The organism is Myxococcus sp. AM011, assembly GCF_013372595.1.
GTDB classification, from domain to species: domain Bacteria; phylum Myxococcota; class Myxococcia; order Myxococcales; family Myxococcaceae; genus Myxococcus; species Myxococcus eversor.
Map to the genome: position 1 here is coordinate 1 of NZ_JABXEM010000156.1, position 26,384 is coordinate 26,384.

Annotated in this window: 26 protein-coding genes; 14 read left to right on the forward strand and 12 right to left on the reverse strand. The window is 69.2% G+C overall.

The features are described from left to right. On the reverse strand, positions 1-387 hold a 387-nt coding region (locus HUW62_RS28590; protein WP_176436193.1), incomplete at its 3' end, for a helix-turn-helix transcriptional regulator. Between the two features lie 296 nt (positions 388-683). On the opposite strand from HUW62_RS28590, the gene HUW62_RS28595 reads away from it, so the two are divergent. After that, positions 684-851 (forward strand): hypothetical protein, encoded by a 168-nt coding sequence (locus HUW62_RS28595; RefSeq protein WP_255203689.1) that lies wholly within the window; start codon positions 684-686, stop codon positions 849-851. 2 nt (positions 852-853) lie between these two features. Then, positions 854-1,783, forward strand: a complete 930-nt coding sequence (locus tag HUW62_RS28600; RefSeq protein WP_176436194.1) for a VCBS repeat-containing protein — start codon at positions 854-856, stop codon at positions 1,781-1,783. Between the two features lie 55 nt (positions 1,784-1,838). On the opposite strand, the gene HUW62_RS28605 is transcribed toward HUW62_RS28600, so the two are convergent. From HUW62_RS28605 to HUW62_RS28615, 3 genes are read right to left on the reverse strand one after another with little or no spacing between them, the layout of a single operon-like run. After that, complete coding sequence (locus tag HUW62_RS28605) at positions 1,839-3,551, reverse strand: sodium:solute symporter (RefSeq protein ID WP_176436195.1); 1,713 nt, start codon at positions 3,549-3,551, stop codon at positions 1,839-1,841. Beyond that, positions 3,548-3,706, reverse strand: a complete 159-nt coding sequence (locus HUW62_RS28610) for a hypothetical protein (RefSeq protein WP_163870301.1) — start codon at positions 3,704-3,706, stop codon at positions 3,548-3,550. Before HUW62_RS28610 ends, HUW62_RS28605 begins: the two co-directional genes overlap by 4 nt. A gap of 8 nt (positions 3,707-3,714) precedes the next feature. Next, positions 3,715-6,201 (reverse strand): PIG-L family deacetylase, encoded by a 2,487-nt coding sequence (locus HUW62_RS28615; protein WP_176436196.1) that lies wholly within the window; start codon positions 6,199-6,201, stop codon positions 3,715-3,717. A 143-nt stretch (positions 6,202-6,344) separates the two neighbouring features. Between HUW62_RS28615 and bshC the strand changes: the two genes are divergently transcribed. From bshC to bshA, 3 genes are read left to right on the forward strand one after another with little or no spacing between them, the layout of a single operon-like run. Further along, positions 6,345-7,970, forward strand: a complete 1,626-nt coding sequence (gene bshC / locus HUW62_RS28620) for a bacillithiol biosynthesis cysteine-adding enzyme BshC (RefSeq protein WP_176436197.1) — start codon at positions 6,345-6,347, stop codon at positions 7,968-7,970. Beyond that, complete coding sequence (gene bshB1 / locus HUW62_RS28625; protein ID WP_176436198.1) at positions 7,967-8,773, forward strand: bacillithiol biosynthesis deacetylase BshB1; 807 nt, start codon at positions 7,967-7,969, stop codon at positions 8,771-8,773. The genes bshC and bshB1 overlap by 4 nt, the downstream gene beginning before the upstream one ends. Beyond that, a complete protein-coding gene (bshA, locus tag HUW62_RS28630; RefSeq protein ID WP_176436199.1) occupies positions 8,770-9,933 on the forward strand; it encodes an N-acetyl-alpha-D-glucosaminyl L-malate synthase BshA in 1,164 nt (387 codons plus the stop codon). Before bshB1 ends, bshA begins: the two co-directional genes overlap by 4 nt. Positions 9,934-9,958: 25 nt before the next feature. On the opposite strand, the gene HUW62_RS28635 is transcribed toward bshA, so the two are convergent. Then, positions 9,959-10,804, reverse strand: coding sequence for a DUF2911 domain-containing protein (locus HUW62_RS28635; RefSeq protein ID WP_176436200.1), 846 nt, complete (start codon positions 10,802-10,804; stop codon positions 9,959-9,961). A gap of 171 nt (positions 10,805-10,975) precedes the next feature. On the opposite strand from HUW62_RS28635, the gene HUW62_RS28640 reads away from it, so the two are divergent. The 5 genes from HUW62_RS28640 to HUW62_RS28660 all read left to right on the forward strand — a co-directional run bounded on the left by HUW62_RS28640 (position 10,976) and on the right by HUW62_RS28660 (position 15,671). Continuing rightward, entirely contained in the window at positions 10,976-12,265 is a 1,290-nt protein-coding gene (locus tag HUW62_RS28640) for an AAA family ATPase (protein ID WP_176436201.1), read from the forward strand. A 170-nt stretch (positions 12,266-12,435) separates the two neighbouring features. Then, positions 12,436-13,158, forward strand: a complete 723-nt coding sequence (locus HUW62_RS28645; protein ID WP_163870313.1) for a YcnI family protein — start codon at positions 12,436-12,438, stop codon at positions 13,156-13,158. Between the two features lie 16 nt (positions 13,159-13,174). Further along, complete coding sequence (locus tag HUW62_RS28650; RefSeq protein ID WP_163870312.1) at positions 13,175-13,372, forward strand: hypothetical protein; 198 nt, start codon at positions 13,175-13,177, stop codon at positions 13,370-13,372. A 116-nt stretch (positions 13,373-13,488) separates the two neighbouring features. Beyond that, positions 13,489-14,592: an MbnP family protein gene (locus HUW62_RS28655; RefSeq protein WP_176436202.1), complete on the forward strand. Its 1,104-nt coding sequence runs from the start codon at positions 13,489-13,491 to the stop codon at positions 14,590-14,592. Beyond that, positions 14,589-15,671, forward strand: a complete 1,083-nt coding sequence (locus tag HUW62_RS28660; RefSeq protein WP_176436203.1) for a cytochrome-c peroxidase — start codon at positions 14,589-14,591, stop codon at positions 15,669-15,671. The genes HUW62_RS28655 and HUW62_RS28660 overlap by 4 nt, the downstream gene beginning before the upstream one ends. Here HUW62_RS28660 and HUW62_RS28665 read toward each other — a convergent pair. The 4 genes from HUW62_RS28665 to HUW62_RS28680 form a co-directional block, all read right to left on the reverse strand. Continuing rightward, on the reverse strand, positions 15,668-16,822 hold the full coding sequence (locus HUW62_RS28665; protein ID WP_176436212.1) for a methanobactin export MATE transporter MbnM: 1,155 nt from the start codon (positions 16,820-16,822) through the stop codon (positions 15,668-15,670). The two genes, HUW62_RS28660 and HUW62_RS28665, sit on opposite strands and share 4 nt — an antisense overlap. Before the next feature lie 20 nt (positions 16,823-16,842). Beyond that, complete coding sequence (locus tag HUW62_RS28670; RefSeq protein WP_176436204.1) at positions 16,843-17,718, reverse strand: MbnP family copper-binding protein; 876 nt, start codon at positions 17,716-17,718, stop codon at positions 16,843-16,845. Between the two features lie 85 nt (positions 17,719-17,803). Further along, a complete protein-coding gene (locus HUW62_RS28675) occupies positions 17,804-18,463 on the reverse strand; it encodes an SCO family protein (protein WP_176436205.1) in 660 nt (219 codons plus the stop codon). A gap of 1 nt (position 18,464) precedes the next feature. Next, the gene (locus HUW62_RS28680; RefSeq protein WP_176436206.1) at positions 18,465-19,226 is read right to left on the reverse strand and encodes a hypothetical protein; all 762 of its coding nucleotides are present in this window, start codon (positions 19,224-19,226) and stop codon (positions 18,465-18,467) included. A 113-nt stretch (positions 19,227-19,339) separates the two neighbouring features. Here HUW62_RS28680 and HUW62_RS28685 point away from each other — a divergent pair, with 113 nt between their 5' ends. After that, on the forward strand, positions 19,340-19,768 hold the full coding sequence (locus tag HUW62_RS28685) for a hypothetical protein (protein WP_176436207.1): 429 nt from the start codon (positions 19,340-19,342) through the stop codon (positions 19,766-19,768). 26 nt (positions 19,769-19,794) lie between these two features. Here HUW62_RS28685 and HUW62_RS28690 read toward each other — a convergent pair whose 3' ends face one another. Then, positions 19,795-20,952 (reverse strand): NAD(P)/FAD-dependent oxidoreductase, encoded by a 1,158-nt coding sequence (locus tag HUW62_RS28690; protein WP_176436208.1) that lies wholly within the window; start codon positions 20,950-20,952, stop codon positions 19,795-19,797. Between the two features lie 30 nt (positions 20,953-20,982). On the opposite strand from HUW62_RS28690, the gene HUW62_RS28695 reads away from it, so the two are divergent. After that, positions 20,983-21,438 carry a MarR family winged helix-turn-helix transcriptional regulator gene (locus tag HUW62_RS28695; protein WP_163870307.1) on the forward strand — a complete coding sequence of 152 codons (456 nt, stop codon included), beginning with the start codon at positions 20,983-20,985 and terminating at the stop codon, positions 21,436-21,438. A gap of 76 nt (positions 21,439-21,514) precedes the next feature. Here HUW62_RS28695 and HUW62_RS28700 read toward each other — a convergent pair whose 3' ends face one another. Next, positions 21,515-22,462 (reverse strand): hypothetical protein, encoded by a 948-nt coding sequence (locus tag HUW62_RS28700; protein ID WP_176436209.1) that lies wholly within the window; start codon positions 22,460-22,462, stop codon positions 21,515-21,517. A 775-nt stretch (positions 22,463-23,237) separates the two neighbouring features. Here HUW62_RS28700 and HUW62_RS28705 point away from each other — a divergent pair. Together HUW62_RS28705 and HUW62_RS50085 are read left to right on the forward strand one after the other, a co-directional pair. Further along, positions 23,238-24,446: a Tox-REase-5 domain-containing protein gene (locus HUW62_RS28705; RefSeq protein ID WP_368670497.1), complete on the forward strand. Its 1,209-nt coding sequence runs from the start codon at positions 23,238-23,240 to the stop codon at positions 24,444-24,446. A gap of 11 nt (positions 24,447-24,457) precedes the next feature. Beyond that, a complete protein-coding gene (locus HUW62_RS50085; protein WP_163870304.1) occupies positions 24,458-25,216 on the forward strand; it encodes an immunity 52 family protein in 759 nt (252 codons plus the stop codon). Between the two features lie 52 nt (positions 25,217-25,268). Here HUW62_RS50085 and HUW62_RS28715 read toward each other — a convergent pair. After that, positions 25,269-26,384 (reverse strand): YfhO family protein (locus HUW62_RS28715; RefSeq protein WP_176436211.1); only part of this gene is annotated, 1,116 nt, incomplete at its 5' end.

Sequence of the window (26,384 nt, forward strand, 5' to 3'; positions counted from 1 at the left end):
GACCTGGGGTGGGACAGGCGCGTCGTCGGGCATCGACTCGACGAAGTCCTTGAGGTCATGGAGCCGCGCTGGCCAGAACACGCGGTAGTCCTCGAGCCAATCGCTGATGAGCTGCAGGCGCCGCGGCTCCAGCGTGTAGACGCGCTCGCGTCCCCGGCGCTCCTCGCGGACCATCTCCGCCTGGCGCAGCACGCGCAGATGGCGCGACACCGCGGGCCGGGTCATCGCGAAGCCCGTGGCGAGGCTCCCCGCGGTCGCTTCGGAGCTCCGGAGCCGGGCCAGCAACGCCCGCCGGGTGCCGTCGGCGAGCGCGAAGAACACCGCGTCGAGCGTCGATGAAGGCCCTGAAGCCGTGGGCAGGGTGGCGATGGCGAGGCGAGGACTCATATGTCAACGACTCGTTACCTATCAGCGCACGCGAAGACGGGGCAAGCAGATTCGAAACGAAGACGTTACGCGTCAGTTCCCCTCATGCTCGGCCTGGACCAGAGGCTCGCGGGTCGCTGCTCGCACCGAGGCAACGAACTCGACTGGGAGTGGAGCATGACGCCATCGCGATGCGCCCCTATACCCAGACATCGCATGCTGGCGACGGAGACTGACGCATTGGGACATACCACCTGTGACGGCGGGTATGCGCAGGCATTGGCTTCGCATCAGGGGCCTGGGTCAAGATGCGCGCCATGACTTCACCCACCGTGCACCCCGCGCAGCGCATCGTCGAGCTGGGTTTTGGCTTCATCCTCTCTGGCGCGCTGTCTTCGGTGGCGGAGCCAGGCGTCGCGGACAAGCTGGCCCAGGGCCGTGCAGTCACGTCGTTTCCGAAGAGAGGCCACCCATGGGGGAACTGAACATGAAGAAGACCGTGCTGACGTTGTGTCTTGCTGGAAGTGTCCTGGGCTGTGGCGCGCCAGAGGGAGCGCTCGACGAAGGCGTCGCGCCGGAGGGCAAACAGTCCCAGGCCATCAGCAACAGCGTCGTGAGCTTCAATAGCGGCGCGGACTCCGACCTGCTGTGGAGGAACCAGGGCACGGGCAACATGCTCACCTGGGTCATGGCCGGCCCCTCTCTGGCCACCACGGCGGTGATGCCCGCCGTGTCGCCGTCGCTCATCGTTCAGGCCGCCTCCAACTTCGGCGGCCCGACGGCGGACCCGGACCTCGTCCTCCACTCGCCCGGGTCGACGGGTGAGGCCATCCGCTTCCTCAGCAGCACCTTCAGCGTGCTCGGCATGGCGCCCATCTCAGGCACCCTCCCGTCGTCGGACTGGTACGTCGCCGCATCCGGCGACTTCAACATGGACGGGCAGACGGACCTGGTGATGCACAACCGCGTCTCGGGGCAGTTCTTCTACCAGTACATGTCCGGGCCCACGCCCATCGGCTTCTCCACGCCCCTTCCTCGCTCGCTGCCCTGGTACATCGTGGGCGCGGCGGACTTCGACGGAGATGGGAGGACGGACCTGCTCTGGCGCAACCGCACCTCGGGACAGAACGACATCTGGCGCATGAACAACACCGCCATCCTCGGCTCCTTCTCCCTGCCTGGAATGTCCCTGGCCTTCTATGTCGGCGCCACCGCGGACTACACGCGCGATGGCAACCCGGACATCGTCTGGCACAACCCGGGCTCGGGTCAGGTCCTCATCTGGCGGATGGCGGGATTCAGTCTGGGAACGACCCTCTCCGTCGGAGTCATGGGCTCGGGATGCCCAGCGTGGTTCTCGCAGGTCATCCCGCCTCCCGCGTTGGGAACCTGCATGTACCTCGTGGGGCCTCGCTAGCCTCGACGGCGGACGTCCGCGTGAGCCTCCGCCCCGAGGCTCACGCGGACGTCTCCTACGCCCCGGTAACTGGAGCGGCCCGCGGCTCGCGGGGCATGACCACCTGGAGCGCCAGACTGAGCGCGACGACGAGCGCGCAGCCGATGACGTTGAACCAGAGGTAGCCGATGTCGCTGAGCATGAAGAGACCAATCACCGTGGCCTGGGAGATGACGGCGGCGGTGAAGACGGCGTGTCCCCGCACGTGCTTGAGGAAGAAGGCGACCAGGAAGATGCCCAGCACCGTGCCGTAGAAGATGGAGCCCAGGATGTTCACCGCCTGGATGAGGTTGTCGAGCAGCGACGCGAAGCTCGCGAAGCCCACCGCCACCAGTCCCCAGAACACGGTGAACAGCTTGGAGGCGATGAGCACGTGCCGGTCCGACGCCTCCGGACGGAACACGCGCCGGTAGAAGTCCACCGTGGTGGTGGCGCCCAGCGCGTTCAGCTCGCTGGCGATGGAGCTCATGGCCGCCGACAGGATGACGGCGATGAGCAACCCGAAGAGGCCGCTGGGCAGCCAGCGCTTCACGAAGCTGATGAAGATGTAGTCGGAGTCCTTGGTCTCCGCGCCGGGCAGCGCGCGCGACACCAGGGCCTTGGCCTCCTTGCGGACAGCGCTGGCCTCTCCCGAGGAGGCGCGCAGGGCCTCCCGGACTCCCGCCTGCGTGGCGGCGTCACCCGCGTCACCCGCCGCCAGGTAGCGCTCCACCTCCGCGCGCTTGCTGGACTGCACCTGCTCCCACTTCGCCTCCAGCGCCGAGTATTCGGCCGCCTGCGTCGACGCGCGCATGCGCTCGCCCAGCGTGTCGTTGAAGAGCAGGGGCGGCGTGCTGAACTGGTAGAAGACGAAGACGAGGATGCCGACGAAGAGGATGAGGAACTGCATCGGCAGCTTGAGGACGCCGTTGAACAGCAATCCCAGGCGGCTCTCGGTGATGGAGCGCGCCGTCAGATAGCGGCCCACCTGCGACTGGTCCGTGCCGAAGTAGGACAGCGCCAGGAAGAAGCCGCCTGTGAGCCCGGACCAGAAGTTGTAACGGTCCTGCACGTTGAAGTCGAAGCTCACCACGTTCATCCGGCCGAACGCGCCCGCGACGTCCACGGCGTCGCCGAATGACACGTGCTTGGGCAGCCGCCAGAGAATGACGAGCGCGGCCACCACCATACCGCCCATCATCACCACCATCTGCTGCTTCTGCGTCTGGCTGACGGCGCTGGAGCCGCCCGTCACCGTGTAGAGGATGACCAGCGCGCCCATGGCGACGACGGTGGGTTCCAGCGGCCAGCCGAGGATGGTGGAGAGGATGATGGCCGGGGCGTAGATGGTGATGCCCGCCGCCAGGCCCCGCTGCACCAGGAACAGGAAGGCACCCAACAGGCGCGTCTTCAAGTCGAAGCGGGACTCCAGGTACTGGTACGCGGTGATGACGTTCAGCCGGTAGTAGATGGGAACGAAGACCGCGCTGATGAGAATCATCGCGAACGGCAGTCCGAAGTAGAACTGCACGAAGCGCATGCCGTCTTCGTACGCCTGACCGGGAACGGAGAGGAAGGTGATGGCGCTCGCCTGCGTGGCCATCACCGCGAGGCCAATCGTGGGCCACTTCAGCTCGCGCGTGCCGCGCAGATAGTCCTCGGTGTTCTTCGCGCCCCGGGACTTCCACATGCCCCAGGTGATGATGAACGCAATCGTTCCGACGAGCACCACCCAGTCAAGCAAGGTCACGAGTACACCCAGGTGAGCACCGACGACAGCGCGAGGAACAGGACAAAGGCGCCGAACACCAGCAGGTAGACGTTGCGCCACGAGCCCAGGAGCGGCGGCGCGTCATCCAGCTCCGGCCTCTTCTCGGGCGGCGTCTGGGAGGGAGACGGATTCACGGGAGCACTCATTGCGCGAGGACGTTCGCCAGGAGGCGGTATGCGCCAGGGACTCCGGCGGGGAGCTGACGGAAGAAGGCCAGGCCCGTGTAGACGAACACGCCCTTGCCGTGACGGGTGACGAGCAGCGAGCCGCGCAAGGGCGCCTCCCCCGCGTCGTTCAGCTCGAACACCGGCCGGTAGTGGTCATCCCACTTCGACGCGAAGTAGAGGCCGCGCTCCTGCACCCAGCCGTCGAAGTCCGCATCCGTGAGCCGGTTGGGCGTGCGCAACAGCGGCTCGTCCTTCGACACGGGCGTCATCACCGCCGTCTCGTCCGTCACGCGCTCGCGGCCAATCTCCAGCGGATACGGCCCCACGAAGGCGGCCAGCGGACCCACGCGGCTGTTGGTGTTGTACTGCACCACCAGGCGCCCACCCTGCTTCACGTAGTCGAGCAGCCGCTCGCGGTGCACGGCGAGGCGCGGGTTCGCGTTGAAGGCGCGCACACCGACGAGGATGGCGTCGAAGCGCTCCAGCGTCTCGGAAGCCAGCCGCTCCTCGGGGAGCACCGTCACCTCGTAGCCCACCGCCGCCAGGCTCTCCGCCACACGGTCTCCCGGGCCCGGGATGTAGCCCAGGCGCTTCACCTTCGTCGCGAGCGCGAAGGGAATCAGCGTCGCCTCGGACGGCTGGCGCACCGCGAGAGGAGGCAGGTGCTCGTGGGCGACGTCGCGCACGCGCCATGACTCCGCGCGGCCTCCGCTTTCCACGACGACTCGCAGGCGGCCCTTCTCCGTGGCGCCCTTGGGCGGCGTCACCCGGAACTGGACGGTGCGCTCATCACCGCGCGCGGCGAGCTGGAAGGACTGCTCCACCGGCTCCGAGCGCCAACCCCGCGGCAGCTCCAGGCGCACCTTGCCCGTGGCCTCCGAGCGCCCCGCGCCCAACACCACGGAGACGGCCTGCGTCGCCCCATTGGGGAACATCACCCGGTCACGCTCCAGCGTCGCGGTGACGGCGGGCACCACCTCGAACGCGCGGTACAGCTCTCCGCGCACCGGGTCCGTCCACACGTGCACCACCGGCCGCGTCACGGTGATGCGCCGACCGCCGACCTCGTAGACAAAGGTCACCGCCAGCGCGGGGCCCCCCTCGGGCAACCCCGTCAGCGCGCGGTCCGAGGGCTCCAACGCGAAGAGCCCTCCCTCGAAAGGCTTGCGCAGCCAGTACGGCGTGGTGATGGTCGCGTCCTCCGGCAGCGTCACCTTCTTCTCCAGCTTGAAGGGCGTGTGCTCGGCGAGCGCCGTGTTCACCGGCACGCTCTCCCCGCCCGGGAGCGTCACGCTCACCCATCGAAGCGCGGTGGGCGAGCGGTTCAGCGCGAACAGGCTCAGCGCCACCGGAGTGCCCGGCACGCCCGCGGCCTCTGGCGCTCTCGCCTCCAGGAACAACCCCGCGCACGCGGCGATGAGCGACTCCGTCTCGCGCAGCTTGAGCGCCTTCCACGGGTGGTCCCCGGGCAGCGCGGACAGCGCCTCATGGACGCGCAAGAGCGCGGGCACGGTGCGGGAGGGCGCGCGCGCATCGAAGCCCTTCACCGCGTCGTCCACCGCGCGGGCCACGGCCTCCGTGCCCTTCCAGCGGCGCCAGGAAAAATCCAGGCCCTCGAACACGTCCGCCTTCGGCGCCGTGCCATCGAGCGGCGTGAAGTACTCCAGCAGCGGACCGCGCTCGGCCGGGACACCGAAGCCCTGGCTCTTGTGCTGGCTGCGGCTCTCCGCGGAGATTTCCCCCCAGGAGCGACCGAGCAGCGCGTCGTACCCGCCGACATCCACCTTGAGATAGCCGGACATGTCCGCGTCGGGCTTGAGGCTCCACGTGGAGACGTTGTTCAACAGCCGGTCCGCCTTCCACGGCTTCACCAGGTCGAGCTGCTCGGGGAAGCGCTGGGGGTCCGCGGCGGCGGTGAAGGCCTCGGCGGCGAGCAGCGCGGACGCGGTGTGGTGTCCGTGGTTGGGCGGCTTCGTGTTGAAGCGCGTGACGATGAGGTCCGGCTGGAAGCGACGGATGGCGAGCACCACGTCCGCCAGCACCGCGTCGTGTCCCCAGATGCGCAGCGCCTCGTCGGCGGACTTCGTGTAGCCGAAGTCGCGCGCGCGGGTGAAGTACTGCTCGGCGCCGTCCACGCGGCGCGCGGCCAGCAGCTCATAGGTGCGGATGAGCCCGAGCAGCTCGTCCTGCTCCGTGCCGATGAGGTTCTGTCCGCCGTCACCGCGCGTGAGCGACAGGTAGCCCGCGCGCAGCCCGCGTTCACCGACCAGCCAGGCGAGAAAGCGCGTGTTCTCGTCGTCCGGGTGGGCGGCGACGTAGAGCACGCTGCCCGTCACGCCGAGCCGTCGGAGTCCGGCCGCGATTTCCCCCGCGTGGGGTTGCCGAGGTGCCTGGGCGAAAGCCGAAGTCCCAAATCCAAGACTCATGGCCAGCGTCATGCCAAAGGTGAGCAGGGTTCGCATCCGCGGCGGACCCTACAACAAGGCCTTCACCCACGCGCGCCTGGCGTTCATCCCATGACGCGCCCAGCCACGGCCTCACGTTGCGTGCGCGTCACCGTCCTTCTCCGTGCCGACCCGAAGATGACCTGTTATCACCGCGCACCGTGACGCCTTCCTTTCCCACCGCGTGGCTCAAGGGAGACCCACGCGCGCTCGCCTTCCTGCCCGACCGCTTCCGTCACCGCGCCGCTCGCGCGGAGGCCGCGGCCGCCGCCGCCTCTCGCCCCATGTCGTCGGCCCTGCTCGACGTCGTGTCGGCCCAGAACGCACGCCTCGCGCCGAGTCCCGCGCGCGAGCGTCATCTGGAGGAGCTCGCCCGCCCTGGCACCATCGCCGTGGTGACGGGCCAGCAGATGGGGCTGTTCCTCGGCCCGCTCTTCACGCTCTACAAGGCCGCCGCCGCCATCAGCGCCGCGCGCGCGCTTCGGGAAGAAACCGGGCGGCCCTGTGTTCCCGTCTTCTGGCTTCAAACCGAGGACCACGACCTGCCGGAGGTGGACCACTGCTTCGTCGCGAGCCCGCGAGGCTCCGCGAAGCGCGTGGCCTTGGAGGTGCCCGAGGCCGCCACCTCGCGCGCGCCCGTCGCCCACCGCAAGCTGGGCTCGGGGGTCACCCAGGCCCTGGAGGCCCTGCGCTGTGAGCTGAACGGAGAGCCCCAGGTCTCCGAACACCTGGAGCTGCTCGCGCGCGCCTACCAGCCCGACGCGACGCTCGCGGAGGCGTTCACCCAGGTGCTCGCCACCCTCTTCGCCGAAGAGGGCCTGGTCTTCATCGACCCGAGGGACGCGCGCCTCGCGCCCTTCGCCGCGCCCATCCACCGGCTCGCGATTCAGGACGCCTCCGCCATCTCCACCGCGCTCTCGCGTCGCGTGGAGGCGCTGACGCAGGCGGGCTTCTCCGAGCAGGTCCACATCCGTCCCGGCGCTCCGCTCGGTTTCTACTCGCCTGACGGCATCGAGGGCGCGCGCTACCGGATGGACCCGGCGGGCCCCGACACGTGGACCCTGGTGGGCCACCCGCGCGGCGCCACGGTGACGACGAAGGAGCTCCTGGACTGGCTTGCGCGCGAGCCGCTGCGCTTCACCACCTCCGCGCTCCTGCGTCCGCTCCTCCAGGACACGTGGCTGCCGACGGCGGCCTATGTCGGCGGCCCGGGCGAGGTCTCCTACTTCGCGCAACTGTCTCCCCTCTATGAGCACGCGGGCCTGCCCATGCCGCTGGTGGTGCCGCGCGCCCGCTTCCGCGTGCTGGACGACCGGGCCCGCAGACTCCTCCACAAGTTGGGCCTCACGCCGGACGAGGTGGGCGAGCCCCGCGACGCGCTCTTGACGAGGCTCTCCACGCGGGACGCGGCGGAGCCCTACGAGCCCGCGGGCACGCTGGAGGCGCGCCTCTTCGGCGCCTTCTCCTCGGAGCTGGACCGCATGGGCGAGACGATGCTCAAGCTCGACCCCCAACTGCTCGACGCGCTCAAGCGCACCCGGGGCACCGTGCGCGCCGCGGTGTCGCGCCTGTCGGCCCGCTACGGCCGCGCGCTCGCGCTGCGCGACGAGGTCACCACCGAGCGCGTGGACCGGCTGCGCGCCATGCTCGTGCCGGACGGGGCGCCGCAGGAGCGCATCCACGGCATGGCCTACTACGCGTGTCGCTTCGGCTCCCGGGCCTTCACCCGCCAGGTGCTCGACGCGTGTGTCCCCTTCTCCGGTGACCTCCGGGATTTGACGCCATGAGCACGAGCGGCGCGACCTACGGACTGGAGGCCCTCGCCTTCGGCCCGCATCCGGACGACGTGGAGCTGTTCTGCGGCGGGCTGATGGCGAAGCTCTCGAGCCTGGGCCACCGCACCGGCATCATTGACTTGTCGCGCGGCGAGAAGAGCTCTCGCGGGACGCTGGAGACGCGCGCGGCGGAGACGGAGGCCGCCTCGCGAGTGTTGGGCCTGTCGGTGAGGGAGAACCTGGGCCTGCCCGACGGCTGGCTCAACCCCTGGGCCGGCTTCGAGGCCAGCGAGTCCGAGCGCATCCGCGACTCCGCGGTGGCCCGCATCGTCGAAGTGCTCCGCCGCCTGCGGCCGGAGCTGGTCATCGTCCCGTGGGAGGAGGAGCGCCACCCGGACCACGAGGCCGCCAGCGCGCTGGTGACGCGCGCGCTGTTCTTCGCGGGGGTGCGCAAGTTCGAGACCGAGCCGCCCGGCCCCCCGTTCACGCCTCGGCAGGTGCTCTACTACCCCCTGCGCCACCTGGCCGAGCCGAGCTTCGTCGTGGACGTGTCGGCCGTGTACGCGAGCAAGACGGCGGCCGTGCGCTGCTACGCGAGTCAGGTGGAGCCCCGAGCGGACGCACCCGCCACGCTGGTGGGCTCGCCGCTGTCGCTCTCCTCGCTGGAGGCGCGGGACAGGTTCTATGGCGCCCAGGTGGGTGTCGCCCACGGCGAGCCGTATGTCGTCCGGGAGACGTTGGGCCTCATCGACCCGGTGGACCACTTCCGCCGGAATAGCTTCGAGAAGCCCCTGTTCTTTCCTCACCGCCGATGAGTCCGCCCCTCTCCATCGCCATCACCTGCTTTTCGACCTTCGGGGGCAGCGGCATGGTCGCCACCGGCATCGGCCTGGGAATGGCCGAGCGGGGTCACCGCGTCCACTTCATCGCCCGGGAGCCGCCCGCGCGGTTGGACACCCTGCCCCGGGGCGTGACGTTCCATGAGGTGACGGAGAGCGACTACCCCGCGCTCCAGCGCTCCGGCACGTACCCCATCGCGCTCGCCTCCAAGATGATTGAGGTGGCCAACAGCGAGAAGCTGGACGTGCTGCACGTGCACTACGCGGTGCCGCACGCCACGGCGGCGTGGATGGCGCGCGAGGTGCTGGGCGAGCACGGGCCGCGCATCGTCACCACGCTGCACGGCACGGACACCACGCTGGTGGGCGTGCACCCCAGCTACCTGCCGATGACGCGCTTCTCCATCCTGCGCAGCGACGCGGTGACGACGCCTTCCGCGTTCCTCCGCGACGCGACGTGGAGCGGCTTCAGCCTGCCGCAGACCTTCCCCATCGAGGTCATCGCCAACTTCGTGGACACGGAGCGCTATGCCCCCGCGCGGGAGCGCGCGCACCTTCGCGCCCTCTTCCCGGACCTGGGCGAACACGAGCCCGTCCTCATCCACGTCTCCAACTTCCGCCCCGTCAAACGCATCACCGACGTGGTGGGCGTCTTCGCGGAGGTCCACCGACAGCTCCCCTGTCGGCTGGTGATGGTGGGCGACGGCCCCGAGCGCGCCCCGGCGGAGCGGATGCTGCGCGAGCTGGGCCTCTCGCACCGCGTGGCCTTTCCCGGCAAGCAGGACCGCTTCATGGAGGTGCTCGCCGCGTCCGACGTGTTCCTGCTCCCCAGCGAGCAGGAGAGCTTCGGCCTCGCGGCGCTGGAGGCGCTCAGCTGCGGCGTCCCCGTGGTCGCCAGCGACGTGGGAGGCATTCCAGAAGTCGTGCGCCACGGCGACACGGGCCTCTTGGCCCCGCTGGGCGACGTGCGCGCCATGGCGGGCCACGTGCTCGGCCTGCTGCGTGACGCGACTCGCTGGAAGAACTTCTCCGTCCGAGCGCGGGCCGACGTCGTCGAGCGCTTCAGGATGGAGCCGGCCCTGGACCGGTATGAAGCGCTCTACCGCCGGCTCGTGAGCGGAGCCCCCCGGCGCTGAAGGGGCCCCACTCGCTCCGGGACGACTACTTGTTCTTCCAGTCCGCGAGGGCCTTGGAGACCTGGGCCTTGAAGAAGAAGTTCGGGTCCTTCTCGCCCAGGTCCCACGAAATCTGGGCGGCCTTGCGGGCCTCGGCGAACTTGCCGTCACGCGCCAGGATGTCCGCGCGAACCCACTGGTTGAACCAGTTGGAGTCCATGGCCACGGACGCGTCCGCGAGCTTCAGCGCCGCGACGTAGTCCTTGGTGGACTCCGCCACGTAGCGGGCCGCCTGGGCGTGCTCGCTCGCGCTCGCCTTGGACGCCTTCTCGATGTTGGCCTTGGCCAGCGTGGCCGTGTCCGTCTTGATGGGGACGGAGATGCGCAGCTTCTCCCACTCGAGGTCCAGCGAGGTGCTGTCCTCCGTGGTGTTGCTGAAGACAAACGCCAGCCGCTCACGGCTGGGAATGGCCGCCGTCGTCGCGGCGACGGTGGCCACGTCGTTGGCGGGCGAGTACTGCGCCGCGGTGGAGAACAGCCCCAGCTCCTTGTTCAGCATCACCTTCCAACCCTTCTGCGAGGGCAGGGTGACGATGGCGTAGGTGCCGGCGGGGACAGCCTTGCCGCCGAAGGTGACGTCGTGGCTGAAGGTAATCTTGGTGGACTGGTTCGCGCCGGAGCGCCAGGGCTTGTCCCAGGGGACGAGGTCACCCCAGACCTTGCGGCCCTTCACACCCGGGCTGGAATAGTCGATGGAAATCGAGGTGACGCCCACTTCCTGCGCCACCTTGGCGGAGGGGCTGGGGGCGGGCAGCTCGAGCTGGGCGGACGCGGGCGCGGCCACCAGGGCCACGAGCGCGGAGAGCAGACATCCGAGGGCAACGTTCTTCATCGGCCTCACATCATCCTTTCGGAACAGAAGCATGGGGGGTGCGAAGGCGGGCGGAGTGTATAGACGAGCCTCTCGCGCACCTAACGATTCAGGCGAGCCACCAGACACTCCAGTGACCGAGGTATTCCCGCCGTACCCCGGGAAGACGAAGCTGCCGGGCGAGGACTCCGCATGAAGCTGACCCGGCTCACCGTCCACCACTTCCGGAGCGTCGCTCCCGGCACCGAGCTGACACCCGGGCCGTCACTCAACCTGGTGCTCGGCGAGAATGGCACCGGGCGGACGACGCTGCTGGAGCTCATCTCCATCGTCCTGGCCTCGGACTTCGCCAGCCTCATCCACGAGCGCTTCGCGTTGGAGTATGAGCTGGCGTTTCCCGGCATGAAGCTGCACGTGTACGCGCGCAACGACACGCGCGTGCCCGAGCGCACGGAGCCTGGCGCGAGGCAGGGCGCGGGCCTGTTGCCGCTGCGCACGCCCACGCTCGACACGGGGCTCCAGCCGCTCATCGAGGTGGAGCTCTTCCTGTCCTCGCCCTCGGCGCGGCTCGTCATGCGCGCGGACGCGGAGGGCATCGACTGCAAGGTGGACGGCGCGCCCGCGTGGACGCGCACCATGCACTGGTCGCTCCTGGACCGCTCGGTGTGGACGCTGCTGTTCATGACGGCGCAGTACATCGACGCGGGCATGAAGGAGCGGCTCAAGGAGCTCTTGAGGCGGACGTTCCTCCTGGCGCCGCAGCGCTTCGACGAATCGCTCGGGATGTTCGAGCGCCTGGGCACCATCCGCTACGCCATGGAGGTGCGCGATGGAGAGGTGTTCCCGTTGGGGTTGATGGCCCTGCCCGGCTGGATGCCCGGATGGTTGAGGGAGCGCGTGGAGCGGGAGCCCCTCGTCGACGCGCTGGAGTTGCGCCACGACGCGCTGGAGCGCTCGTTCCTCTCTCGCTTCGTGAGCCTGGCGGGAATGGAGTCGGGGAAGCTGCGCGTGGAGGTGCTGGAGAAGCGCTCGTTCGAAAACGGAGGGCGCGTGGGATTCGGAGGGTTCTCGTTCCACTTCGTCCGTCGCGACGGGCGCGAGCTGACGCAGGCGGACCTGGGCTTCGGGCAGAAGCGGCTGCTGTCGCTCTTGTACTACCTGGACGTCAACGAGGACTTCGCCATCCTGGACGAGCCCGCCAACGGTCTTCACCCGCGCTGGGTGGAGGAGAGCCTGCGCGAGCTGGCCGGGCGCCAGGTGTTCCTCGCCACGCAGAACCCGCTGCCGCTGGAGCATCCGGTGTTCGCCTCCGAGGAGGAGCTGCGCTCGGCGCTCATCCGTTGCGCACCGGTGCCGCACGAGGGACACGAGCGCATGGGCTGGGCCCACCCGACGCGGCAGCTCGCCGCACAGCTCTTCGACGCCCACCGCGGCGGCTCGCGTCCGCTGGGAGCGCTGCTGCGGGAACACGACGTGTGGTGAACGGAGGGGTGCGGCGAATTGTCGCGGACCACCCTCCGGGTTCCAGATGATTGTCGGGCGAAAGTGAGGGGCCTGCCCCACCGTGCTGCGGCAAATGGCCGCATCGGTGCGCTCCAAGCGGTCTGCTACGCCGAGGTGCTGGCGCAGTCATTTCCTCCTGGAGGCCCCGCTTGAAGCCCACTCTCAAGACGTTGCTCGCATTCTCGAGCCTGCTGGTCGGCACCGCCGCCCATGCCCATGTCGCCGTCTCAGGCACTGGTCCCGCCATCGCCGGCACGTCCTACGAGGCACAGTTCACCGTGGGCCACGGGTGCAGCGGCGCGGACACCTACCGCATCAAGGTCGCCATTCCCGCGGGCGTCACCTCCGTGCGGCCCCTGGACTCCGCCTTCGGCAAGGCCGTGGTGGAGAAGGACGCGAACAACAACGTGACGTCCGTCACGTGGACGCGGAGCAGCGCCGCCGAGGTGCTCCCCGCCGACACGCATGCGCACCGGCTGGTGCTGCGTGCCCGCATGCCGGACACCGCCTTCACCACGGTGTACTTCCCCACCACGCAGACGTGCCGGAATGCCGAGGGCGCCGAGACGACGGTGGAGTGGGTGGGCACGTCGGGTGGACATGACCACGGTGGAACGGACGCAGGCACCACGCCGCAGGCGGAGCCCGCGCCCGCGCTCTTCGTCTATCCCAAGCGCACGCCAGGCTGGAACAAGTACACGGTGGAGGAGCACGTGCACGACTTCGCCGTGTTCAGCGACGCCCAGATTGTCTGGGCGGGCAACCGCGCGTACAGCCCCAACCCGGTGACAACGGAGCTCATCGAGTCCGACAAGGACACGGAAGCGCTGACGGAGATTCATCCGGGCACGGAAATCTGGGTCAAGTACTGAGGCGGGAGAGACAGCCATGACTCGCCACTTGATTGCATTGGCCGCCGCGTGCGCGCTCTGCGCGTGCTCGGACAGCGGCTCGAAGACACCCTCGGCCGTGACGCCCGACTCGGGCCCGCTGCCCGCGCAGGGACTGACGCAGCCCACCGGCCTGGAGCGGCCTCCCACTCCTGGCGGCGGGCTGCCCGCGGACCTCAAGCCACCGGGCCGTTGAACGCAAGACACCCTCGCCGGGCTCGTGGCGCGAAGACGAGCCCGGTCCCGCGACACATCGCCGCGCGACAAATGACCACGCGGCATGACGCCGCCCGAAGTGAGAGGACCCCCGAAATGAACCTTCCATCCGCCTCATGGATTCCCCTGGGTCGTGCACTCGCCCTCGCCGCGCTCACCCTCCTGCTGACTCCCGCTTGCGGGGACGACGCCACCGACGCCCAGCTCCAGGCCTCCGAGCAGCAGCGCGGTCAGCTCGAAAAGCAGGTGTCGGCCCTGGAGACGGAGGTCTCCGAGTTGGAGACGCAGGTCGCCCGGCATGAGCAGGACGCGGCCGCCAACGCGCAGGAGAAGGAGGCCCTCGCCTCGGAGCTGAGCTCCGTCAAACAGAGCCTGGCTGAAGCCAAACAACTCCTGGCCTCGCAGGACTGGTCCGGCGTCCTCGCCCAGTTGGAGCAGGCACGCTCGGAGCTGGACGCGCTCAAGGCGAAGCTGGCCGCCACGGACGGCTCGCTGGAGCTCAACCTCCCCCTCGTCTTCGGCAACCAGCCCTTCGAGCTGGACCGGCAGTACACCACCTCGGGTGGCGACACGCTCAGCCTGACCGAGCTGCGCTACTGGCTGTCGAACGTCGTGCTCGTCAAGCAGGACGGCACCACGACGGCGCTGACGGGCAGCTACCACCTCATGGAGCTCATCAAGGCCCAGGAGGTCGAGGGCACCGCGTCACCCGTGACGATTCCCGCCAACCGTCGCGAGCGCATCCTCGCCTCCGCCGTGCCCGCCGGCACGTATACCGGCATCCGCTTCGGCATCGGCGTGGACGCCGCCTACAATGACGACCTGAGCCGTCAGGCCGGCGAGCTGCACATCCTCCGGAACATGACGTCGGCGAGCTGGATGTGGTTCACCAGCTACATCTTCACGAAGACGCATGGTCAGTACACGAAGTCCGACGGGACGAGCGGCCCCTTCACCTGGGACACCGGCACCAACGCCAACTTCCGCACGGTGAGCTTCACCTTCCCCAACGCCGTCACCGTCAATTCGCAGAAGCGGCTGACCTTGAACCTGCGCGGCGACGTGGCCGTCCTCTTCGCGTCGCTCAGCCCGCGCACCACGCCCACCATCGGCGCCACCCAGGGCGGCGCGAGCGCCACGCTGTCGGACGCGTTCGCGTCCATGTTCTCGTGGGTGTCGGCGGAAAACCCGGACCGATGAGGACCCGCGCGCTCCTGGGGCGGGCCGCATGCACCTGGGCCCTGCTCCTGCTGGGCGCATGTGGCGGTGGGCCGTCCTCCACCGCCGAGCCGGGCGAGGGCCCCGGGTTCGCCTGGGCCCTCCCCGAGGGCTTCACCACCGTCCCATCTCCGCCCGACAACCCCCTCACCCCCGAGGGCGTGGCGCTGGGGCGCTGGCTCTTCCACTCCCCGAAGCTGTCGTCGACCGGTCAGGTCTCCTGCGCCACCTGCCATGAGCAGGCGCGAGCCTTCACCGATGGCGACGCGCTCACCCGGCGCGGCGTGAGCGGACACCCGCTGGTGCGCCACACCCCCACCCTGGTCAACCTGGCCTGGATGGAGGGGCTGTTCTGGGACGGCGGGGCGAAGAACCTGGAGTCCCTGTCGCTCGCCCCCCTGTCCCACCCGGACGAGATGGGCGAGCGCGACTTCGCGGCGCTGATGAGCCGGCTGTCCTCGGACCCGGAGGTCGTGACCCGCTTCGAGTCGGCCCTGGGCCCCGACAGCCTCACGCTGAGCCACCTGCTGCGCGCGCTGGCCCAGTTCCAGCGGACGCTCATCTCCGCGGACTCCCGCTATGACCGCTGGCGCCGCGGCGAGCCGGGCGCGTGGCTGGGGCCGAGGGAGCTGCTGGGCCTGGGGCTGGTGCGACAGCGCTGCGCTCCGTGCCATGGCACGGAGCTCTTCACCGACAACGCGTTCCACAACAACGGGCTGGACCCGGACGCCGCCTTCGGCGCGGACGAGGCCGTCACCCGGGGACGCGGGCGCATCACCCAGCGCGCCGAGGACCTGGGGCGCTACAAGACGCCCACCCTGCGCAACGTGGCCGTCACCGCGCCGTACATGCACGACGGCCGGCTCGCCACGCTGGAGGACGTCCTGGCGCACTACCGCCGGCACATGGTGCCCTCCTCGACGCTGGAGCCCGTGTTCCTCCAGCGCGGGGGCGCCCCCGGCCTGCCCCTGGACGACGCCGAGACGGCGTCCATCCTCGCCTTCCTGAAGACGCTGACGGACGAGCGCCTCCTGGCCCGGCCGGACCTCGGCGCGCCCTAGGGGACGGGCGGAGCGAGCGCGGGGTCCGCGTGGCGCGGGTCCGTCAGGAACTCCGTGTCGGTGAGCGCCTCCAGGAACGCGAGCACGTCCTGCTTCTCCTCCGCCGTCAGGGTGAACCCCCGGACGAAACCACTCTGCAGCGGGCTCGACTGCCCCGCGTTGCCGGCGCGAGCCCGCCCGCCCGCCGCGTAGTGGTCCAGGACCTCCGACAAGGTCGCCAGGCTGCCGTCATGCATGTACGGCGCGGTGACGGCCACGTTGCGCAGCGAGGGCGCGCGAAAGCGCCCCATGTCCTCCACCCGCCCGGTCAGCTCGATGAGCCCCGGGTCTGCCAGCGGATAGGCTCCCTGGCCGTCCTCGTTGTAGAGCCCCGTGTTGTGGAAGGGGAGGATGGGCTCGGGCGTCGCCTCGTGCGCGGTGGCGTCCTGGAAGTTGAAGCCGGAGTGGCAGTGGTCACACTCCAGCCGCTCGGAGAGGAACAGCTCCATGCCGCGGCGTGCCGACCTGCTCAACGCGTCCGGCTGGCCGCCGTAGCGGTAGCGGTCCACCGGCGCCCCGCCGGACACCAGGGAGCGTTGGAAGGAGGCCAGGGCGCGGCCCAGCGACGCCACCGACACGGGGGCCTCATCGTCCGGAAAGGCCTCGGCGAAGCCGGCCGCGAGGTCCGCGTCCGAGCGCAGCCGCTCCAGCAGTTCGTCCTGGCGGTCCGCGAAGCCCAGCTCCACCGGCTCCCTGCCGAACAACGGCGTCAGCGCCTGGAGCTCGAGCGTCGTGAGCATCGGGTTGGCCCAGGTGAGGCTGGTGGAGAAGGCGACGTTGGCCAGCCCCTGGGCGTTGCGGCGGTGCACCTGTCCCGTGCTGCCCACCGCCGTGACACGGGCATCCGTGAAGGCCCGCGCCTGCTCATGACAGGAGCCGCAGGATTGCGTGCCGTTGAGGGACAGCCGCGTGTCATAGAAGAGGCGGCGGCCCAGCCGCACCTTCGCCTCGGACATGGGATTGTCGGCGGGTACGCGCGGCGTGGGAAAGCCCGCGGGCAGCTTCCAGACATACGGCTCCGGTGCGCGGCCTCCGCCCTCGCCACCGCCGCAGGCCGTCCCGAGGACGGCCAGGGCCGCCAACCACGCCGCCTTGGTCTTCGCGCGCGCCATTTTCGTCACGTCCTCCCTTCCTACTCCGCCCGGATGAAGACCTGGCCCGCCGGCGCCTGGCTCTGCGCCTGGTGCGCCAGCCCCAGCCGACTGAACACGTCCGCGCAGTCGGGGTCCTGCTGCTGCGACATGCAGCCCACGGAGGTGTTGGGGACGGCGGCGTTCACATCCAGGTTCGAGCCCGCGAGCAGCGCGGCCACGTCCATCACCACGGTGTCCTGGCCCACGTCGAAGGCGGCGAGGTCGATCTCCGGCCGGTTGCCGTTCGCACAGCCCGACGTGCCGTTCGGCTGGCCCGGGGGCGGCGCGGCGCATTCCGTGCTGCCCAGGTGCATGTAGTGCCCCTCGCGCAGCCCCGTGGTCCGACCTTCGATGCGCGCGAAGATGTAACCCCCCAGCCAGTTCCAGTAGAGGCTGAGGTCGTTGAAGGGCGCCGGAGCCACGGAGGCGTCCCGGTGGTTGAGCGACGCGGGCAGGCCCAACTTGAAGCGCAGCCCCGTATACCGCCCCTCGGGGACGGTGCCCGTCAGGAGGGCGCGCGTGGCCTGGGTCCCGTTGGTGCACAGCCCGGACTTGTCCGCGAAGTCGAGCAGCGCGGCGCCTTCGCGCTGCCAGACACCGTCGTCGGCGAGCGTCACGGGGACCTCCTGCCCCGCCTCCGACACCAGCCGCACGTCATGGACGTACACCCGGAACTCCATCGGCTCGTACGTCGTCCCCGTCGTCCCCAGCCCCTGGTAGGTGCGGCCACACGCGAACGGCTCGCTGCCCACCCTGGCCGCGAAAGGAATGGAAACCGGGGTGAGCACGGGCTCGGAGGGCTCGTCGCCACACCCCAGCGTCGCCAGCCACACGAGAGGAAGACCGCGAAGCAGCAGGCGGGGGAGGATGGACATGGAGGGCTCCTGAAAAGTGAAGCCCTTGCCTATTCTACTCCTGGCCCGTCGGAAACGCGGCAAGTTGCCACAGCGTTGGCACCCGTCAATCCGCCGCGTGCACCAGCGCCTCCAGGTCGCGCCGCAGCGACTCCAGGCCTCCAGAGTCATCCACCACACGGTAGTACCCACGGATGCGCCCGTCCGCGTCCACGAGGACGAAGTGCTCGCCGTGGAAGATGCTGAGGAAGTCGTCCTCTCCCGCGTCCGCGTCCCGCCCCATCATCACTCGGAAGCCCTCCAGCACCGTGGTCTCCACGTCCTCCAGCTCCCCCGTCAGCAGGGACCAGTTGCTCGTGTCCAGGTGCCGTGTGTCCGCGTACGCGGCGAGCCGCTCCGGCGTGTCGTAGCGCGGGTCCACGCTGAACGAGACGAAGCGCACCGCGAGCCCCGCCTCGCGCGCCTGTCGCTGGAGGCGGGCCATCTTCGCGGTGAGCAGCGGACATACGGTGGGGCACCGCGTGAACATGAAGTCCGCGACGACGACGGCGCCTCGCAGGTCCGCCTCGGAGAACGGGCGTCCCGTCTGGTCCGTCAGACGAAAGGTCGGCAGGGCGCCGAAGTCGGGCAGCCCCCGCGCCCGCAACCGGGCACGTGACTCGCGCAGCAACGGGAGCGCGAGCGCCGCGACGAGCGCCAGCACTCCCACGACAAGCAGCCCCACCCAGCGACGAGTGCGAGGACGTTCCACTTCAGGCGCACTCATGTCAGTACCTCCCCCGCTCGCCCACGCAGCCCACGCCGAGCACATGAGGATGGTCCCCGGGCAGCCCCGCGAGGGCCGGCACCGGGCCGCTCTCGGAGACCTGTCGCGCGTCCGCCACCAGCGCCTCCGCGGCTCGCGGGGATTCGGCCAGGTCGTAGACGCCTCGAAGCCCGCCTGCCTGGTCCACCAGCAACGTGGACCGCCGCTCCGAGGCGTCACCCTCCACGAGCGCGCCCGCTCTCAGCATCGCCAGCACGTCCGCCTCCCACGCGGTGTCCGCCGCCAGCACGTGCCAGGACACCCGGCCGCTCCCGCCCGCTTCGCCTTCGACGCGCGCCAGGCCTTCGTCCCGAGCGAAAGAAGGGCGTGCCACCACGACGAGCCGGAAGGGAATGCGCTCGGCCGCGAGTCCGCGCTCCACCCAGGACAATCGCGTCACGAGGTGCTGGTCGCTGGACGCGCCCGCCTCCGGGAGGAACTGGAGGACATACACCTGTCCTCGGAGCTGGCGTGTTCCAACCAGCGCCCCGTCCACGTCCCGGAGCTCGAATCGGGGGAGCTGTCCGTGGAGGGGCACGGGGTTGGGAACCCACGCGGTGTCAGCGGGAAGCCAGGACACCTCCGAGAGCGCCAGCCTCGCCACCGACAGCATGGCGACGCCGAGCGCGAGCAACACGGCGAGACTCGAGGCACCCAGGCACCACCAGGCCCACGAGCGCGGCCAGGTGACACCTCGCGACGGACGCGAAGAGGAAGGACTCATGTGCACACCCTCTCGCAAATGGAGCGAGAGCATGCTGTGGCAACTTGCCGCGCGCCACGGCGAGTCGTGCGTCGCTACAAGCTCCCGCGCATCAGGTCCGCCCGGGAGGATGAATGAAGAGCACGATGTTGCTATGCCTGTTGTGGAGCGCCGCACCGACGCCAACGTCGACGTCCCCGGCCACGGAGAAGGCCGCCGCCCTGGCGACACCCGTGACGTCCGTGACGAGCACTTCGGGGCGTCTGCGAATCGAAGTGTTCGCCGACGCAGTCCCCCTGCGCCGAGGCCCTCAACGTCTGCGCATCCGGGTCACCGAAGTCGCCACGGGCAAGTCCATCCCGAGTCTGGTGCTGGCGCTCCAGCCGTGGATGCCCACCATGGGACACGGGCTCGACAGCCCCGCGCGCATCACGCCTCAGGGCACCAGCGACTTCGAGGTGTCGGAGCTGGACCTCTTCATGCCGGGCGCCTGGGAGCTGCGACTCACCCTGTCGGGCTCCGTCGAGGACAAGGCCGTGGTGAGCCTCAAGCTCGCGCGCTGAAGCTCGCGGCGAGGACGCCTTCAGGCTCAGGGATGCGCCGCACCCGCCATCCGCTGAATCGCCTCGAAGTGTTCGAGCGTGTGCGCGAGCGCGTGCTCCGACACGAAGTCGAGCCCCTCCATCGCGCCCGCCGCCGCCTCCGCGGCCCGCACGAACATGCGCGCTTCATACGCCGCCACCGCGCGACTCCAGTCGGAGTCCTCGACGAGCCCCAGCGCCAGCTCCGCCGCATCCAGCATGGCCATGTTCACGCCTTCGCCGGAGAACGGCGGCATGACATGCGCCGCGTCACCCAGCAGCGTCACGCCCGGCCGGTGCGTCCACCGATGCCCCACCGGCAACGCGAGGATGGGACGCGGGACGATGGTGTCGTTGCTCACATCGACGAACCGGAGCAGCGAAGGTGCCCACCCCGCGAACCGCGCCTTGAGCGCCGCTCGCGCACGCGCGGGTGAGGACAGGTCCACGCCACCCTGCTGGGGCCAATCCTCGGCCACACGAAACATCAGGTAGACGCGGACGTGCCCATTGCTGCTGCGCTGCGCGATGAGGCTCAGGCAATCCCCCACCACGGAGACCTTGCCGCGCGGGATGAGCGCCGCGACGTCGGGATGCCGCGTGTCCACGTCGTCGATGCTCAGCTCGACGAACATCACCCCCGTGTAGCGCGGCTGCTCACTCGACACGAGCGGACGCACCTTGGACCAGGCGCCATCCGCGCCCACCACGAGGTCGAACTCTCCAAGCAAGCCGCGCTCATTCGCGACGCGATAGCGCCCATCCGGCAGGGGCTCCACCGCGCGCACCTTGCTCCCCCACTGAATCGTCCCGGGAGGAAGGCTGTCGAGCAGGAGCGTGCGCAACTGCTCGCGGTCAATCTCGGGCCGCCCACCGCTCGGGTCTCCTCCCAGCTCGAAGCGCAGCGTCCCCTGGGGGTCATAGAGCGCGTCGCCCTGGTCATCGTAGCGCGCGAGCGCCTTGAACCCCGCTTCGAGCCCGGCGTGTCGCAGCGCGAGCAGGCCCGAGTCCTCGTGCAGGTCCAGCGAGCCGCCCTGCGGACGCGACAGCCGGTGCTCGTCCAGTTCGAACACCGTGGAGCCGATACCCCGCGTCGCCAACACTCGCGCGAGCGTCAACCCGCCCGGCCCTCCGCCCACGATTCCAATGCGCCTTCCAGTTTGCATAGGCCCCTCACTAATATTACAAAGGGCCCTATGCAACACGAACGCAAGGCACGCCCCTGGAACCCCGAGTCCACGTCGGCGTATTGGATCAACCGGGCTTCACGGCTGCTCATGCGGTTGCATGAGGCACGCCTGCGTCCGCTGGGCTTCGGCATGAGCCAGCTCCCCGTGCTGATTGCGCTGGAGGACGGCGGAACGCTGCCGCAGAAGACGCTCGCGGAGCTGGCGCGGGTGGAGCAGCCGACCATGGCGGAGATGCTCGCGCGCATGGAGCGCGACGGCGTCATCCGGCGCGAGCCCAACCCGGAGGACAAGCGAGGGAGCCTCACCTCGCTCACCTCCCAGTCCCGCGCCCGGCTTCCCGAGGCGAAAGCGGCGCTGATGCTCGGAGAGGACGAGGCGACCGCGGGCTTCACACAGAAGGAGAAGGCGCTCCTTCGGGAGCTCTTGCAGCGCGTCGTCCGGAACCTTGAAACAGAGGGGTAGCGCCACCCCGACAGGGACTCCACCGGGGCAGGGCCGTGCCCCGGCGTGGCGCTGACCCTCTTCTTCCGTCAGGAAACTAGAAGTTGCCGGCGCGGGCCTCATCGAAGGGCACGCGGTGCTTCATGTACATCGTGTCCAGCATGTGGTTGCCGATGAGGTTCAGGTTGCCGTCGGTGAAGCGGTGCACGACGGCGCCCTTGCCGGCGTCCTTGGCGAAGGCGATGGGGTCGAAGCTGCCGCCCAGGCCGGTGAGCGTGGGCACCGCGTCCGCGTTGTTGATGTAGTGCACGTACTTCGGGCCGTCCGGGTACTTGGTGGACGCGGCGCCGAAGGTCTCCACGCTCAGCTTGCTCATCGCCTTCTCGACCTGCGCGGGGGACATGCCGTCCTCGATGCGCAGCCGGCGCTCGACGTCGAACAGCGCGCGCGCGGTGATGAGGCCGCCCTGGCTGTAGCCCATCAGGTGGACCTCGCGGCCCGCCTTCAGCTCGCCGTAGACGGTGTCCGCCAGCGTGTCCACGGCGGGGTTCGTGCCCTTGTCCAGCTTGTCTCCCAAGCACTGGGCCAGGTCCGCCACGATTCCCTGCGTCGCGTTGTGGATGCCGATGACGCGCGCATCCGCCTTCTCGGCGATGGTCTTCATCTCGCTGAGCTGGTTGGCCGCCGGCGTCATGATGCCGTTGACGTAGAGGATGGTCTTCGACGGGTTCGGATTGTTCTGCGGCGTGACGCCGGGGATGTCCTTGAGCGGCGTGCCCGGAGCGAAGGTCTGCCCCTTGGCGCCCATGAGCTTGCCGTCGTTCACGCGGTCCGGCTTCGAGTCCCCGCCGAAGAGCTTCTTGATTTCGCTCAGGTGCGTGGCTTCGAAGACATCCTTGCCCTGCTCCAGGAAGCGCGGGACTTCCTTCAGGCCGTTCTTCGCGGCCTCCACCAGTCCGCCCAGCGGGTTCTTCAGGGCCGTGCGCGAGGTCTGCGTCGAGGCGAGCGGCGTGGAAGCGGGACGGTTGCGGTCGATGGGGCTCATGAAGGGCTCCCGCCCATGGGGGTGCTGGGCGTTTCAGTCATTTTCTCACGGAGGCCGGTGGAAGTTGCGTCACGGGCGGAAACCCTCCCGGTGGAGGGGCCGCCAGGGGCTCCCTGGCAACGCTGCCCGCGCGCCGGGACCGTGCTTCGAGCCGCCCCTCGACGCAGTGCGACATGCCATGTATTCATCGAGAATCATTGGAAAATGCGAGCTGTCGCGGCATGGAGGGCCGCCCCGGAGTGCACCTGTCAGAAGCGCGGAGTCAGGCCCTGCTGAAGTCGCCCGCCATGAGCTAGCGGGGCCGGAATTCTCACGGCGGCTTTCCGTGACAGTCGCTGTCGTGCAACGCCCAGCAGGCACAACGCCAGCAACGTGACCTTCCCTGAGAGCGCGTCAGGGCACGTCGGCACGATGCTGCAGGATTCCACTGCTCAGTCAGTTCCTCGCCTCCTTGTCGGACGGAAATGCCAGCATTCAGCCTGTTCGCCTTTCCTGTCTGCGAGGCATGGGGTGAAGAATGCGTGCTGGCCTCTGGATGCTTTGCGCCGCTCTCTTCGTCACGGGATGCGCTGGAGTTGAACCCTCGACTCGGAGGGGCACGTTCCAGCAGCGTTCCGCGCTCCTTGGGGAGAGGGCTCCGGAAGCTCGGCATCCCCGAGGACAGCGGAGTGAGGCGTTCGATGAGCTGCTTCGTGGGGCGGGGCTGGAGGACCGCGACTCGCGTCCCGTCTCTGGTGACTCCCTCACGGCGACACAGGCGGCACGACTGCTGGAGGTGTTGCTCGGCAAGGACGTGACGCTGGGGCAGTTCCCGGCACGTGTCGCGGTGGGCTTCATGTTGCGCGAGGTGCTGGATGCGGGCGAGGTGTCGCGCGCCGAGCTGGTGCGACGCGTAGGGCGATTCACGCAACTGGCGGTCCTGCGTCCTGACGGTTGCCTCGCGTGGGTGCGCAGCGGACAGACACAGCAGCGCGTGGGCGCCGTGGAGTGGAAAGACGGTGCCTTTCGAGCGGGCCAGTTCGAACTGGGCGTCTTCTACTCGGGCAAGGGCGGTGTCTTCCGGCAGCTGAACGCACGGTTGGAGGAGACGGGAGGAGGAGCCTTCGCGGATGTCCACGACGATGCGGACTACCTGAGCCGCACGCTGGACGGAGCCGAGGAGGCCTTCGTCGGGCTGGCAATGGCGGTGGGGCAGATCTTCGCGACGTCGCCCGCTGACAACCTCGCGGCGCTGGGACAGATGCCTGCCGCCGTGGCGGCGCTGCTGGCCTCGTCGCCTGAGTACCTGGAGCGCTTCCAGTACATGCCACGCGGCGAGCAGGTGCAGGCCGTCTCCAAGCTGGTGACGAACCTCATCGCCACCTGGGGCACGGCGGCGGCGGCCACTCGCACGCTGCAAGGTGCGACGCTCGCCACCGCGGAGGTGCCGATTTTGTCGCTCTCGGCCCAGGGAGCATTCGTCATGGGTCGCGTCGCGGTGCCGGTAGGGCGCGCGGCGGCTGTGCTGAGCGGTGGGCCTGGAGCAGCCATCATCCTCCAGCGGGTGGGCACGAGGACAACGAGCGCATCGCCGGCGAAGGGGCCCGGACAGTGGGGACCCGTGAAGGAGTCCATGAGTCCGCGCGCCCGGCGCTATCAGGAACAAATCACGGGGCACTCCGCGGATGACGCGTATTGGGTCGGCGGCATGAGCACGCAGGCCGGTGGCGTGAAGTTCGATGGGGTCAAGGACGGAGTGTTACTGGAAGCAAAGGGGCCAGGATATGACAAGTTCTTCGATGACCTGGACCCCAAGGCTTGGTTTCGTCACTCAGGTGCAAAGAGCCTTGCCGATCAGGCCGAACGGCAGAGCATGATGGTCCGAGGCATGGGAATCCCCATCGAGTGGCATGTCGCCGAATCGAGAGCGGCCGAGGCCATCTCGCTCCTGCTGGAGCGCAGGAGCATCAAAGGCATCAAGGTCATCTACACTCCGGCGCGCTAGGGAGAAACCTCGTGAACGCGAACGCTGAGACCAAGGGCCGCCCCGAGACCTACTATGCAGGGGCCTACTGGGGGCCTCGCAAGGAAACGCCTGAGGAATGCGCTCGCCGCACGGCGGAATTCCTCAACCTCATTGCTCCGTGCGACCCGCTCCTGGCCCACTGGTACAAGCCCGCCCGGTCACCGAAAGACGCGCGCAAGCACCCCTTGATGCCACCTGACGTTGCCACCCTCGCGGAGTTGTTCCGTCGCGGTGTCAACCGCGAGAAAGGGGGGCCCATCTTCGAAGAACTCGGCTTCAGTTTCTGGTTCGGCAACGGCGGCTCTGGACCTGACAGTACAGACCTGCAAATCAAGTGCGGCGACCATAGCGGCGCCAACCCAAACTCCTGCGTGATGCCCCTGCCGAGACAAGGACTGGGCGCGGAGAGGGTGGTTACGACTCCAGTGCTAGGAGGCGTGCTGCGCAGCATGGCACTCGCCTGGGAGCCTGACTGGGCAGTTGCCGCATCCGACGACTACCGCAGATTGATGAGCACGACTTCAGCTGCAGGCACGTTCGTAGGCTGGGTCACATACTTGTCTCGGCGACGAGGTCCTGTTCCACCGTTGCCGGCGCCTGTCCGCATCGAACCGATAGAGGGCAAAGGCACACTCATCATCCTTACCCCGGAACGCCTTTCCGCAAGGAACGCCGAGCACGTTGAGCAAGGCCGCCGAGTGGGTGAACTGCTGGCCAGGGCTGGCCTCATGCAACCGGTAACGCCCTGACCCGCCAACCGAACTGGCACAGGATATCGGCGGGAAACGCCATCGGCCGACATCATGCGGTGGCTTTCCGCAACGGACGCCACCGTGCAACGCCCAGCAGACACAGCGCCAGCAACGTCCCGAGGCCGATGAGCAGCCCCACGCGAAGCCCCGGCGTCCGGTAGCGCATCTCCACCCGATGCTCGCCCGCCGGCACCGCCACCGCGCGGACCGCGACGTTCGCGGGGAGGATGGGCACCTCGCTCCCGTCGACCGTCGCCGTCCATCCCGGCTGAAAGGCATCATTCACGACGAGCACCGCCGCCTCGAAAGCAATCACGTCCACGACGAGCCGCTCGGGCGAGTGCCGCTCCACCTTCACCGTGCCCGTCGGACCTTTCGACGCCTCGGGCAGCGACACCGTGCACTCCACGATGGCGGTGTCACGAGGAGGAAGCTGGGGCGCCAACAAGAGGCCCAGCGCCTGCTCCATCCCTTCCACGCAGCGAGGCCACGCCAGCAACACCCGAGGCACCGCCTCCGGATGCACCACCAGCTTCGTGTCGAACAACGGGTCCTCCGCCACCACCCGAGCCGATGGAGGCAGCACCAGCCCGCCTCCGCCTCGAGCGCTGTGCACGGAGAACGGCGTGGCGAGTCGGGGCGCGACCTGGCCGAACCAGTGCGGCAGGTCCTCGCGCAGTCGCCGCACCCGCACGTTCTCCCCGGGCATGTAGCCGTTCGCGCTCTCGATGCCCCACAGCGTCGTCGTGTCCGGTAGCAGTCCCGTCAGGAACGCGAGCCCCATCCTCCCGTGATAGTCGAGCCCCGGCACGCTTTTCCCAGGGCCAACGCTGCGCACCGCCGTGGCCACGCGCACCGGCTCCCCCGGCGGCACCGACCTCAGAATCGCCTCCGCGAAAGGCGGCGGCGTGTCGAGCAGCTCCGCGGGCGCGAGCACGTACAGCGGCTCGTGCGCCCACAGCAACGCGCCGAACTCGAGCGCCACCAACAGGCCGCCGCTCAGCCTCCGCCTCCCCTGGAAATGGCCCAGCGCCACGCACGCCAGCGCGAGCACCGCCGTCATCGCCCCCGTCCAGACGACATTGCCAGACAGGCCACCCACCACCCCGGACGGCACCTCGGGCCAGCGGGGCAACAACCAGCTCTTCGTCCACCACCCCGCCAC